Source organism: Roseibium algicola, from assembly GCF_001999245.1.
GTDB classification, from domain to species: Bacteria; Pseudomonadota; Alphaproteobacteria; order Rhizobiales; family Stappiaceae; genus Roseibium; species Roseibium algicola.
Map to the genome: position 1 here is coordinate 4,493,884 of NZ_CP019630.1, position 12,586 is coordinate 4,506,469.

At 60.8% G+C, this 12,586-nt stretch carries 12 protein-coding genes; 3 read left to right on the forward strand and 9 right to left on the reverse strand.

The genetic code is table 11. The features are described from left to right. Positions 1-120 precede the first annotated feature (120 nt). Positions 121-1,704 carry a PAN domain-containing protein gene (locus tag B0E33_RS20765; protein WP_077292304.1) on the forward strand — a complete coding sequence of 528 codons (1,584 nt, stop codon included), beginning with the start codon at positions 121-123 and terminating at the stop codon, positions 1,702-1,704. Positions 1,705-1,760: 56 nt separating this feature from the next. Here the strand turns inward: B0E33_RS20765 and B0E33_RS20770 are convergent, their stop codons facing one another. The 6 genes from B0E33_RS20770 to B0E33_RS20795 form a co-directional block, all read right to left on the reverse strand. After that, entirely contained in the window at positions 1,761-3,188 is a 1,428-nt protein-coding gene (locus tag B0E33_RS20770) for a carnitine 3-dehydrogenase (protein ID WP_077292305.1), read from the reverse strand. Continuing rightward, complete coding sequence (locus B0E33_RS20775) at positions 3,185-3,949, reverse strand: SDR family oxidoreductase (RefSeq protein WP_077292306.1); 765 nt, start codon at positions 3,947-3,949, stop codon at positions 3,185-3,187. Before B0E33_RS20775 ends, B0E33_RS20770 begins: the two co-directional genes overlap by 4 nt. Before the next feature lies 1 nt (position 3,950). Then, positions 3,951-4,868: a 3-dehydrocarnitine:acetyl-CoA trimethylamine transferase BcoG gene (gene bcoG / locus B0E33_RS20780; protein WP_031269089.1), complete on the reverse strand. Its 918-nt coding sequence runs from the start codon at positions 4,866-4,868 to the stop codon at positions 3,951-3,953. 112 nt (positions 4,869-4,980) lie between these two features. After that, positions 4,981-5,763 (reverse strand): carnitinyl-CoA dehydratase, encoded by a 783-nt coding sequence (locus B0E33_RS20785; protein ID WP_023000390.1) that lies wholly within the window; start codon positions 5,761-5,763, stop codon positions 4,981-4,983. Continuing rightward, positions 5,763-7,790 carry an acetate--CoA ligase family protein gene (locus tag B0E33_RS20790; RefSeq protein ID WP_077292307.1) on the reverse strand — a complete coding sequence of 676 codons (2,028 nt, stop codon included), beginning with the start codon at positions 7,788-7,790 and terminating at the stop codon, positions 5,763-5,765. Before B0E33_RS20790 ends, B0E33_RS20785 begins: the two co-directional genes overlap by 1 nt. A gap of 3 nt (positions 7,791-7,793) precedes the next feature. After that, the gene (locus tag B0E33_RS20795; RefSeq protein WP_077292308.1) at positions 7,794-8,954 is read right to left on the reverse strand and encodes an acyl-CoA dehydrogenase family protein; all 1,161 of its coding nucleotides are present in this window, start codon (positions 8,952-8,954) and stop codon (positions 7,794-7,796) included. 77 nt (positions 8,955-9,031) lie between these two features. Between B0E33_RS20795 and B0E33_RS20800 the strand changes: the two genes are divergently transcribed. Next, positions 9,032-9,979: a GlxA family transcriptional regulator gene (locus B0E33_RS20800; protein ID WP_077293501.1), complete on the forward strand. Its 948-nt coding sequence runs from the start codon at positions 9,032-9,034 to the stop codon at positions 9,977-9,979. A gap of 67 nt (positions 9,980-10,046) precedes the next feature. On the opposite strand, the gene B0E33_RS20805 is transcribed toward B0E33_RS20800, so the two are convergent. Beyond that, the gene (locus B0E33_RS20805) at positions 10,047-10,409 is read right to left on the reverse strand and encodes a hypothetical protein (RefSeq protein ID WP_023000394.1); all 363 of its coding nucleotides are present in this window, start codon (positions 10,407-10,409) and stop codon (positions 10,047-10,049) included. Positions 10,410-10,783: 374 nt separating this feature from the next. Between B0E33_RS20805 and B0E33_RS20810 the strand changes: the two genes are divergently transcribed. Further along, positions 10,784-11,266, forward strand: coding sequence for an RNA polymerase sigma factor (locus B0E33_RS20810; protein WP_023000395.1), 483 nt, complete (start codon positions 10,784-10,786; stop codon positions 11,264-11,266). 33 nt (positions 11,267-11,299) lie between these two features. Here the strand turns inward: B0E33_RS20810 and B0E33_RS20815 are convergent, their stop codons facing one another. Continuing rightward, the gene (locus B0E33_RS20815) at positions 11,300-11,623 is read right to left on the reverse strand and encodes a hypothetical protein (RefSeq protein ID WP_152505949.1); all 324 of its coding nucleotides are present in this window, start codon (positions 11,621-11,623) and stop codon (positions 11,300-11,302) included. A 214-nt stretch (positions 11,624-11,837) separates the two neighbouring features. Then, positions 11,838-12,566, reverse strand: a complete 729-nt coding sequence (locus B0E33_RS20820) for a LexA family protein (protein ID WP_167579577.1) — start codon at positions 12,564-12,566, stop codon at positions 11,838-11,840. Positions 12,567-12,586 lie beyond the last annotated feature (20 nt).

Consider the following 12,586-nt stretch of genomic DNA (forward strand, 5'->3'; position numbering starts at 1 on the left):
CGAGATGACGATTTCATTCCAGGACCGGCCGTACCGGTCGACCTGAGGCTCCGGTTTTTTCGGGTGCCCGATCAGCCCTGCCAAAACTATTTAAACGGACTGCCTGGAGAAGGAGTGCCCATGATTTCGAGATGCCTGGTGTTTATCCTGTTCTGTCTTGCCGCAACGGTGGCAAAAGCGGCCGATGTGTTTCCGTCGAACGCGGAAGGTTGCGACTATCATTTGCGGGGTCAGATCGTCTCGGGGGATGCGGAAAAGCTCAGGGTTCTGCCGATCAACTCGCAAGGCATCACGCTGTGCCTCGATAGCCCCGGGGGCAGCTTTGCGGAAGGAAAGCGGCTGTTCGACACGATCTGGGACCAGGATATCGCAACCATGGTGCGTTCGGGAGAACGGTGCGAATCCGCCTGTTCGCTGGCTTTCCTTGGTGGCAGCATGCGGATCGGGACAGCCGTGATCCGCTTTCAGATGCGCTCTCTGCGTCCAGGGGGCAAGCTCGGTTTCCATTCGCCTAGCCTCAACCTGCCCAACGAGAACAGTTACCCTGCCAGCGAAGTCCAGACCGCCTTTGCGATTGCGCTGAAGGCTGCCGAATCCTTTTTCGATATCAAGCTGAGCGAAGAGCACGACGTCGAGGCCATGACGGATTTCCTCTATCAGCGGATCCTCGGCACGCGCCCCGAAAACATGTTCCACATAGAGAGCATCGGCGATGCGGTGCTGGCCAATATCACCGTCACCGGATTGACACCGCCAGCCTCGATTACGGAACGTGAAATCGCAAATATCTGCGACAACGCCTATGCGGCCAATCTGATGGATGGTCGGCCGGGATATACGACCAGTTCACAATACTACGACGAAATCCTGATCGGCGATCCGGATGGAGACCGGAAAGTGGTGCTGACAAGGCAGGGAGAGGACCTGGTCGGCAAGGTCTTCAATTATGATACTCCGAGCAAATTCTCTGCGCTTGGCTGTTCGGTCCGGATTTCCGACGACTGGAAACGGTTTTGGGATACCGATTACAGTCCGCTCAGTGTCCGTTTCGAGCAGTATTCCGTTGGTGACGATTTCGGTGACGGGGAGGCCGAGGAATTTTCCGCGCCTTACTGGTATCTGCTGTCGGCTTCCCTGAAGCTTGACCAGCAGGCCGAAAGAAACGTAGCCGAACAGAATGCAAGTGCACCCGCATCTGCAACTGCTGCGTCAGGCGAGGGCGGTTTCGTTCGCCTGAGCGGTTATGATCTTTACGGTGGTGATCTGCCGGATGGTGTGCTCCGCAACATGAGCGCGGAGGACTGTATCTCGTCCTGTGGCGCCAGAAGCGGTTGCGATGCCGTGACCCATGACCGATGGAACCGGATCTGCATTCAAAAGTCCGTCGGTAACAGCAATGGCAGGCTCTATCTTCTTTCCAAGGCCGACACCTATGTGCAGCGGGCTGCCGCCGGGTCTCTCAAACCCAATCTGAGCGTGCCTGTCCAGACGTTCACCAAACAGAACAAGGGCTTTCCCGGACAGCCGGATGAAAGCCTGCAGGCGGGATCGGCCGGCCAGTGCGAGACGCTCTGCACGGAACGCACCTGCCTCGGGTTCAACTGGTCTGCCGGGTCGGGAAGATGCGATCTGTTCGCGCGGCCGGGTGTCTATTCCGACGCCGAAGGTATCGTGGCCGGGTTCATGGTTCAGCCGGCCCAATAGGACCGCCCAACAAAACAGGCCCGTCCGCGGTTCCTTTGACCGCGGACGGCGTCTGATCAGACCGCCTTCTGTCCGACGAAGCGGCCGGCACCTTCCGGAAAAGGCAGGGCCTTGTGGGCATCGGCGAAGGCCTTGAGCTTCTCGCCGACTTCCGCTCCCGGCAGGGAACTGGCGCGGGTGTTGAGATCGACATGGAGCAGAAGGGTCTCCATGGTCGCGGCAAGTTTGCCGTCAGCGTTTTTCAGGAAGTGGAACAGCTGCATCTTCTTGCCTTCCCCCTGGAGCACCTGGGTCGTGACCGTCAGGCGTTCACCCGCCAGAAGCTCGTCCAGGTAGCGCAGGTGATTTTCAACGGTGAAGTAGCTCTTGCCGGACGCGATATAGTCGGCATCCGCGCCGATCAGCTCCATGAACCGGTCGGTTGCGGCAGCACCTGCTTCCAGGTAGTGCGCCTCGTTCATGTGGCCGTTGTAGTCGGTCCAGCTCTGCGGGATCTGGCGGTCTCCCATGATCGGCAGTTCAGCCTCCGCCGGTGCCGCCAAAGCCCGTTCATGGGTGTTGAGAACGCCGCCTGCACCGCTGCCGCTTTTCTTTAGCGCTCGCATCATGCCGACGAGATTGTCGTCGCGCAGGCGTTCCAGCTCGCGAATGGAGCGATGGCCGGACTGGGCATCGGACTGACCGGCGATCAGGTCGACCAGCTCGTCGGTGAACTCCGGCACGTCCATCAATTTGGTCCAGGGCCAGGAGAGGCATGGACCGAACTGGGCCATGAAGTGCTTCATGCCGGCTTCCCCGCCGGCGATACGATAGGTCTCAAAAAGGCCCATCTGTGCCCAGCGCAGACCGAAGCCCATGCGGATTGCCTCGTCAATTTCTTCGGTCGTGGCAATGCCGTCCTTCACCAGCCAGAGCGCCTCGCGCCAGACAGCTTCCAGGAAGCGGTCGGCAATGTGGGCGTCGATCTCCTTGCGGACATGAAGCGGGAACATGCCGATGCTGCGCAGGACCTCGGCTGCGCGAGCGGTTTCGGCCGCATCACCGACAAGTTCCACCAGCGGCAGCAGATAGACCGGGTTGAACGGGTGGGCGACGACGACGCGCGCGCCTTCGCTGGTCAGTTCGGACGGCTTGAAGCCGGATGTCGACGAGCCGATGACGGCGGTCTTGGGCGCGAGCTCAGTCAGGCTGCCCAGGACCTTGTGCTTGAGGTCGAGGCGTTCGGGAACGCTTTCCTGCACCCAGGCAGCACCAGCGGCTGCCTCGGCAAGATCTGAATGGAACGACAGTTTGCCTTCGTCCGGCAGGCGCTTGTCATAGAGCGCGGGCAGGCTGCGGCGCGCATTGTCGATGACTTCGCCGATCTTGCGTTCGGCTTCCGGGTCGGGGTCGAAGACGGCAACGTCCCAACCGTTCAAAAGGAAACGGGCGGCCCAGCCGCCACCAATCACGCCGCCGCCGACGATGCATGCTTTTTGGGTCATGGTGCAAGTGTCTCCGTGTGGCCGTCGATGGCCAGGATCTGTCCTGAAATGCGGGCGCCTGCTTCGGACGCCAGAAAGTGAATGGTGTTTGCCACATCCTGGGCAGTGACCCAGGTCTTGAGTGAAACACCCTTGACGTAGCTCTCTCGAATGGCCTCTTCGGTCTCGCCGCGCGCCCTGGCTTCCATCGCGACGACCCGATCCATCCGCTCCCCTTCCACCGCGCCCGGGCAGACCGCGTTGACGCGAATGCCGTGGGGGCCGAGCTCCATTGCGAGCGTCTTGGTGAGGCCGACAATCGCCCATTTTGCGGAGGCGTATGGCGAGCGGAACGGGTAGCCGTAAAGTCCGGCGGTCGACGAGGTGAGCGTGATCAGACCGTGCCCCTGAGCTTTCAGCATTCTGGCCGCCCAGCGGCAGGTCAGGAAGGCTCCGTGGAGATTGGTCGCGACGCAGCGTTGCCACTCCGCGTAGTCCAGCGTCTCGATCGCCCCTGCAGGGCCGCCCGTGCCGGCATTGGCGCAGACCACGTCGATGCCTTTCCAGCGGTGTTCGAGGTCGTTCAGGAACGCGGACATTTCCGCTTCGCTGGTGACATCGGCAACAGCAGCGATCGCCTTGCCATTGGCTTCCGAGAATGCGGAAACGGCTGCAGGATCCGCATCACAGATCGCGACTTCGTCTCCGTCTGCCAGGAAGCGTTCCGCAATGGCGCGGCCGATCCCGGACGCTCCGGCCGTGACGAGGATCCTGCGGCTCATGTCAGGCGCTCACCGGCGCACGTTTGGTCAGGCCAAGCTTTTCACGAACGGCCTGCGGGCCGATGATCTTGGCACCCATGCCTTCAACAACGCCGACGGCCTTCTCGACCAGCTGTGCATTGGTGGCAAGAACGCCTTTTTCGAGGAAGATGTTGTCCTCGAGGCCAACACGCACGTTGCCACCGGCCAGGATGGAGGCTGCCACATAGGGCATCTGATCGCGGCCGAGACTGAAGGCCGACCAGGCCCAGTCATCCGGAATGGCGTTGACCATGGCCATGAAGGTATTGAGGTCGTTCGGCGCGCCCCAGGGCACACCCATGCAGAGCTGCACCAATGCCGGGGAGGCAAGCGTGCCTTCCTTGACGAGTTGCTTGGCAAACCAGAGGTGGCCGGTGTCGAAGGCTTCGATTTCCGGCTTCACGCCAAGTTCGGTCATCATGGCTCCCATGGCACGCAGCATGCCGGGGGTGTTGGTCATGACATAGTCGGCTTCGGCGAAATTCATGGTGCCGCAGTCGAGTGTGCAGATTTCCGGAAGGCACTCGCGAATATGGGCCATGCGCTCCGTTGCGCCGACCATGTCGGTTCCCTTTTCAACCAGCGGCAACGGGCTTTCCGTGGACCCGAACACGATGTCGCCGCCCATGCCTGCGGTGAGGTTCAGGACCACATCCACATCGGCGGCGCGGATGAGATCCGTGACTTCCCGGTAGAGGTCAAGCCGGCGGGAGGGGGTGCCGGTTTCCGGATCGCGCACGTGGCAATGGACGACGGCTGCCCCCGCCTTGGCGGCGTCGATGGCGCTGTCGGCGATCTGCTTCGGGCTGCGCGGCACATGCGGAGACTTGTCCTGGGTACCGCCCGACCCGGTGACGGCGCAGGTGATGAAGACTTCGCGGTTCATGGTCAATGGCATTTGGTTCTCCTGGATCAGCGACAGTTCAACCGGAACCGATTGAACTGCCGGAAACTGATTGTTTTTAGCGTGTCAGGTCATCTTGTTGGCGTTCATGCCGAAGCAGGATGATCTAGCGGCCCTTCCAGACCGGGTCTCGTTTTTCGGCAAAGGCGCGGGCGCCTTCCTTCTGGTCTTCAGAGCGATAGAGCTTTTCGACCGTTTCGAACTGGCTTCCGGTGATGCGGTTGAGCGCGTCCTGGAATTTCATGTCTTCTGCCTCGCGCACGATTTCCTTCAGCGCCGCATAGACAAGCGGGGGACCGGAAGCGAGCAGCTCGGCCAGTTTCCAGGCTTCCGCCATCAGGTCCTTTCCAGGATAGATGTGGTTGATCAGGCCCCAGCGAGCGGCTTCCTCTGCTTCGATCCAGCGGCCGGTCAGCAGCATTTCCATGGCGATGTGATAGGGAATGCGCTTCGGCAGCTTGATGCTGGCGGCATCGGCCACGGTGCCTGAGCGAATTTCCGGCAGGGCGAAGGAGGCGTGCTCCGCCGCCAGGATAATATCGGCAGACAGGGCAAGCTCGAGCCCGCCGCCACAGCAGATGCCGTTGACGGCTGCTATAACCGGCTTGTTGAGGCCGCGCAGCTCCTGCAGGCCGCCGAAGCCACCCTTGCCGTAATCTCCGTCGACGGCATCGCCACCGGCGGCCGCCTTCAGGTCCCAGCCGGGGCAGAAGAATTTTTCCCCGGCACCGGTCACGATGGCGACGCGCAGGTCCGGATCGTCCCGGAAGTCGGTGAAGACGTCTCCCATGATCCGGCTGGTCATCAGGTCAATGGCGTTGGCCTTCGGCCGGTCGAGCGTGACAGCCAGTATGTGGCCGCGTCTTTCGGTCTTGATGGGGTTTTCCATCAGTTCCCTCCCATTCTTACCAGTGCATCGGCGGCGACGGCAAAGTCCGCACCGCAGAGCAACGGGTTGATTTCTACTTCTTCGACCGGTGCCGACAGAACAAAGCTCTGCACTGCCTGCACAGCTTCAACAATCGCTCCCAGATCGCAAGGCGGCTTGCCGCGATATCCGGTCAGGACACGGCCGATCTTCAGATTTTCAAGGGCCTTTTTGATCTCGTCCTCGCCTGCTGGAACGATCAGCGAGGTGCTGTCTTCCAGAAGTTCGGTCAGGATGCCGCCTGCTGCGAGCGTCAGGACGTAGCCGTGAGCCGGATCCCGCACAATGCCGACCAGCAGTTCGCCAAGGCTGGCGGTGATCATCTCTTCCACCAGAAACGACGAGGCCGGCATCCCGCTTGCGGCGGAGTGGACCTCGCAAGCCGATTGCAGATTGAGGGCGACTGCTCCGGCTTCGGTCTTGTGGGCAATGCCGGTGCCCTTCAGCACCACCGGGTATCCGATATCTTCGGCAGCCCGTGCTGCCGCTTCCGGACCTTCTGCAAAAGTGCTCGCGGGAACCTTGAGGCCATGCTTTTGCAGCAAGGCTTTTGCCTCGTGTTCGGAAAGAAGGCGGGGATCAGCGACAGCTTGAGGAACCCGGATCGGTTCCGGCGAAAGTGGTCTTGCCAGAAAGGCAGCCGCCTCAATGGCCGTCAGTGCATCGTCCAGCCCGCAGAGAGGCACGAGATCACGCTTCATCAGATCGGCTGCAAAGGTTTCCGGCATGGTTTCGGGGAGCGAACTCAGGATCGCCATCGGTTTGCCGGAAGCTTTCATCGCCGCTTCCACCGGCTCGATCACCTTCAACCAGTCTTCCGGGTCACAGCGATCCATTCTCGGAATATCGAGAATGACGATGCCAAGGGCGATGTCCGCCTGCATCATGGCAGTGTAGCACCGGGTCATGGCCTCGCCGTCACCCCAGATGTAGGTGTGGTAGTCGAGTGGATTGGCGAGAGCGACCTTGGGCCCGAGGGCCTCTGACAGCGCGGTTCTTTGCGCGGGAACGAGCGGCGGGAAAGTGATCCGACGGCCGACGGCGGTGTCGGCAATCAGGCTGGCTTCACCGCCCGAGCAGGACATGGACACAATGTTGGTGCTTGGCAATGGACCTGCGACGTGGACCAGCTTCAGGGTTTCCAGAAGGGCTGTCAGGCTGCCGACCCGGGCAATGCCCAGCCGGTTAAAAAGAGCGTCGGAACCTGCCGTGCTACCGGCAAGGGCGGCCGTATGGGAGACTGTTGCGGCTTGGGCGGCCTCGGATCTGCCGACCTTGACGGCCACAACCGGTTTGCCGAGTGCGTGCGCCTTGCGTGCGAAAGCCTCAAAGGCGGCAAGATCATCGAGCCCTTCGATGTGCAGACCGATGGCGGTGACCCGGTCATCGTCCAGGAGGGCGCTGCCAATGGCGGACAGGCCCGTTTGGGCCTGATTGCCGGCGGTCATTAGATAGGCAATCGGCAGGCCGCGTGTCTGCATGGTCAGGTTCAGCGCGATGTTGGACGATTGCGCGATGATCGCAACACCGCGGTCGACCGGGGTCAGGCCATGCTGATCCGGCCACAGGGCCGCGCCGTCGAGCGCGTTGAGAAAGCCATAGCAGTTGGGGCCGAGGATCGGCATCTCGCCTGCCGCCTCGATCAGGGCGGCCTGAAGATCCGCGCCGTCGGCAAGCTCCCGAATTGCTTCGCTGAACCCGGAGGCAAAGCAGATGGCACCACCGGCACCGAGGCGTGAAAGCGAGCGGACAATCTCGACCGTCACGTGCCGGTTGACGCCGATAAAGACCGCGTCGGGGGCGGCGGGAAGATCTTCCACAGTGGCATAGGCCCTGCAGCCGTCGATCTCTTCACGGCTCGGATGGATCGGCCAGAGATCACCCTCAAAACCGGCCTTGCGGCATTCCCGGAGCACGTTCCGGCACCAGGAACCGCCACCGATAACAGCGACCGTGCGTGGCCGGAGCAGGCGTTCGAGTGAGCGCATGGATCAGGCTCCGAGCGGGCGGAAGATGTCGCGACTGATGATGTGGCGCTGGATCTCGCTGGTGCCATCCCAGATCCGTTCCACCCGGGCGTCGCGCCAGAAACGTTCGATGGGGAAGTCGTCCATCAGACCCATGCCGCCGAAGATCTGCAGCGTCGTGTCGGTGACGCGCGCCAGCATTTCGGTCGCGTAAACCTTGGCACTTGCAATCTCACGGTTGGCGGGCAAACCCTGGTCGAGACGCCAGGCTCCGGCAAGCGTCAACCAGTCGGCGGCATCGATCTCGGTGATCATGTCGGCGACCTGGAAGCTGACGCCCTGGAACTTGGCGATCGCCTGGCCGAACTGCTTGCGCTCGGCGGCATAGTTCACCGCATAGTCGAAACAGCGACGGGCGCGGCCAACGCTCATGGTGGCAACCGTCAGACGGGTGGCATAAAGCCATTCGTTCATCACCTCGAAGCCACCGTCGACTTCGCCGAGCACCTGGCCGTCCGGCAGGCGGCAATTGTCGAAATAAAGAATGCAGTTCTTGTAGCCCCGATGGCTGACGGAGCGATAGCCGTCGCGCACCTCGAAGCCGGGTGTGCCCCGGTCGACCAGAAAACAGGTGATGCGCTTCTTGGGGCCTTTTGGTGTTTCGTCAACGCCTGTCGCCACAAATACGATGAAGAAATCCGCGTGTTCGGCGCCGGAGATGAAATGCTTGGAGCCGGAGACCACCCAGTCTCCTCCGTCGCGCACCGCCTGGCATTTCATGCCGCGCACATCCGAGCCGGCATCGGGTTCGGTCATGGCCAGCGCGTCCATCTTCTCGCCGCGCACGGCCGGCAGAAGGTAGCGCTCGATCTGCTCGCCCTTGCAGGCCATCAGGATGTTCTGGGGACGGCCGAAAAAGTGGTTCAGCGCCATCGATCCGCGCCCCAGTTCCCGTTCCACCAGGGTGAAATCAAGATGGCTCAGGCCGGCGCCGCCCACTTCTTCCGGGAAGTTACAGGCGTAGAAGCCGAGATCGATACATTTGCGCTTGATCTCCTCGCCGAGTTCGGCGGGCACCTGGCCCGTCTTCTCGACAAGTTCCTCATGCGGGTAAATCTCGTTTTCAACGAAGGACCGGACCGTGGAGACGATCATCTCCTGTTCTTCGCTCAGCCCAAAATGCATCGGAATCTCCTCTTGCCTCAGGTCGACGAGAGTGAGACAAACGGGCTTGCTCCATTGTGCAATTTTGGTTTGAAATCATGCCGATTTCACAAAAATCGAATTCGGTTCGAAAAATCTGCGTGCTGTTGTTCGAAAGCTTTTCGAACCACTGCCTGGCAAATGCGATCGAGCCGTTCCGGGCAGCAAACACGATTGCCCGAAAGCAGCTCTATTCCTGGCAGCACGTGAGCCTTGCCGGAGGGACCGTCACGTCGTCCAGCGGTCTGCCGGTGGCGACGTCTGCCTGGTCGGAGGCAAAGCCTGGTGGCGATTATCTCTTCATCATGCCGAGCTACGGTTTCGAGGCTTTTGCAGGTCAGTCAACCGTGCGCGCCTTGAAGGCCGCAAGGCAACGGTTCGGCACGTTGGTCGGCATGGATACCGGCGCATGGCTGTTGGCGGCCGCCGGTTTGCTGGAAGGCCGCAAGGCAACGATCCACTGGGATGAACTGACGGGATTTGCCGAAAGATTTCCGGATGTCGATGCAGTGGAGGACCGTTTTGTACTTGATGGCAACATCTGTACCTGCGGCGGGGCGTCGACCACATTCGAACTGGCGCTGGAGCTGATCAAGCGGCATCACAGCCCGATGTTCGCGCTCGAGGTGGCAGCCCTGTTCATGTATGGCGACAAGCTGGACATGCACGATCCGCACAAGCGTTTGTCGGCGGATGCCCTGGTGCGCAGCGCGACTGCGCTGATGCGGCGGACCATCGAGGCACCGATGCCGATTGAAGATCTTGCCCGGCAGCTGAAGGTGGACCAGCGTACCCTGGAGCACCGGTTCCAGCGGGAAATGTCGATGACGCCACTGGGGGTCTACAAGGCGATCCGCCTGCGCGAGGCGCGCCGGCTTGTGGAATTGACCATGCTGGGGATTGCCGAAATTGCAGAGCGTTGCGGCTATCGCAACGCGAGTGCAATGACCCGAGCCTACCGGCAGGAATTCGGCCAGTCGCCGCGCGAGCACCGGCGAAGCAGATAGTCCCGGCCGAAAAACGAGAAAGGCCGCGCTAGACGCGCGGCCCTTTCTTGGAAGGTTTGAAAAGACCTTACTTGTGCGGGAAACCGGCTTTTGCTGTACCGTTCCAGTCGCCCTGGAAAGGCAGGATATGCAGCGGCTTCTTCGCCCTGGCACCCTGTGCCCTTGCACCGGCGACCTGTTGCTGGGCAACTGTCAGCCGCTCTTCGCCATTGTAACTGCCGACAACCGGCAGGATCAGCAGATTGCCGCTGCGCGCTTCAGCCAGAGCCTTTGCATTGACGGTCTGCTGGATGCGGACGGAAACAGGCTTGTCGCCGTTGAGATCACCGCGGGTGTCGTCCGGGTCGATGGCGAAGGCATTGCCGGCCAGCGCGCCGGATACAAAGGCTGCGGTCAGCAGGGTCGACAGAATTTTCTTAGAAGTACGCATGATCTTGCTCCATGTGTCTGTTTAAACTCATGAATGACTGCAGAGCGCTGTTTGCCCCGCAGGCTGTTCATGCCGGGAACAACGACACGAATGCTGATCGGTTGCGGCGGTGGCGGTAATAACATCAACACAAAAACATGAGGCCCTGTGAGAGGGTTCAAGCCTTGCGAGGCGCGTGTTTTGACACCACGCACGCGTTCATCATGATCATTCGGCAAGCGGTGCCCGGCTCACCGACCCGTGAAAGGCGTGGGAGCTGAAGAGGCCGTTTTGCATCTGTTTTTCAAACCGCGATGACAAGCTCTTGAGCGCGCTTCTGCCAACACCGTCACCTCTTACATCTCGTCCAGAAACAGCAGAACAGGAATGTCACGATGGCCTGCACCAAGGACGACTTCACCAGAGACCTTCAGAGCGAAATCCCGCATCTGCGCAGATACGCCCGCTCTCTTACGCGAAACCCTGAAGCCGGTGATGATCTGATGCAGACCTCGCTGGAAAAGGCGCTGCGGCATCACGCCAGCTTCCACTGCGGTACGCAGCTGCGCCGCTGGCTGTTCACGATTGCCCGCAATGCCTATCGCGACGAAAGAAAATGGCTTGCCCGGCGGGGTGACCACCTGCCCATCGAGGACTGGCTTCAGGAAACCCAGGCAGCGCCCGCTCAGGAAAAGCATCTGGAGCTGGAAGACGTTGCCAGGGGCATCGCCGGACTTCGGCCGGAAGACAGGGATGCTCTCGAATTGCGGGTGTTTTCGGGCCTGTCCACCGGGCAAATTGCCAAGCAGACGGGTGTGGCCGTCGGAACGGTGAAAAGCCGGCTTTCCAGGGCGCGGCACCTGCTTGCTGCCGTCTGACCACCGGCAGGCGCTTCGCCTTGTCTTTCGGCGTCAGGCCGCGACCCTGGCCGTGACACCGGCAAGCCGGGCGGTCAGACGTTCGGTTCGATAGTCTGACCAGTTTTCCGCGGTTTCCTCCTCGTCTTCCCCGATCTCGGGGAAGGCGGCGGACAGGACCGCGCTGGTGATGTCGTTGCACCAGCCTTCCGCGGGATTGAATTCCAGAACCGCCTGAACCTTCTCGAGTTGCCCGGCCTGAAGATCCTCGATGATCCTGTGCAGGCTCATGTCTGCCAGATCGGTTTCCGGCGTATAGAAGCAGTTTCCGAGTTCGCAAATCACTGAATAGAACGACATGTCGAGGTTCAAAGCCAAAAAAGCCTCCATCTAAAATACGTTGAAAGCGTATACGCAAATTGCGTACATGTCAAATCTTCGTTAATCGGCTATATGACAAAAGCGTATGACCGCCCCGAAGTGTTGGCGTCGCGTCAAGACGTGATCGGTCGCGATAGACCGGTTGCGCGAAATGCGCGAGGGGGCGGGCCGAATTTCGGCCTGAGAAGAAGTGGAGGCGGGGTCGGCGGCGCTAGACGACCTGCCGGATGACGCTCAATACCTTGGCTATGATGCGGACTTCCGTTGCTTCTTCATCGTGCTCGTTGAAGATCACCGGCTCCTGAAAGCGCGGATCGTTGGATTCCGGTTGCAGTTCTATCTGGCCGTTCCGGCGAATGATCCGCTTGGCGGTGCGTTCGATGGTATGGCCACCATCTCTGGTCCGCTCCACGACGGCAAGGTCTCCCGACTTGATCTCGATGCCGGCTTCCAGATAGTCGACGCACAGGATCAAATCGCCGCTCCATGCGATCCGGTTGAGGCTTTCGCCATTGATTTGCAACAGATATTGGCTTTCGCTCGGAAAGCGAAGGTCTCCCGCGAAACTGGTTTTCTTGGTGGCGTCCGTCTCGAACAGTCCGGACTCCATCCAGAGGCCGGCAGCCACCTGGCCCTTGATCTCCAGAGGTGTAGCGGCTCTTGACGGTGCGCTGGAGGCATCCAGATCGGTGATGGAATCGGGGGCGAGCGCAAGAATGTCTTCCCGGGTGATCGGTTGCTCGCCCTTGCCCAGGAGGACAGGAAGAAGCTTCGCCACGAAATCCGACGGCAGTGCAGGTTTCAGGTAGTCGGCGCTGAAATAGCGCTGGATGGAAGAGGCGTTCTGATAGCCCATGGCCCGTGCGATGGCGCGGATCGACAGGCCGCTGCGGTCCTTCAGGTCCACAAGCTGGCGGGAGACTGCAGATTGTTCGTCCATATCCATAATTCGGTCACCAG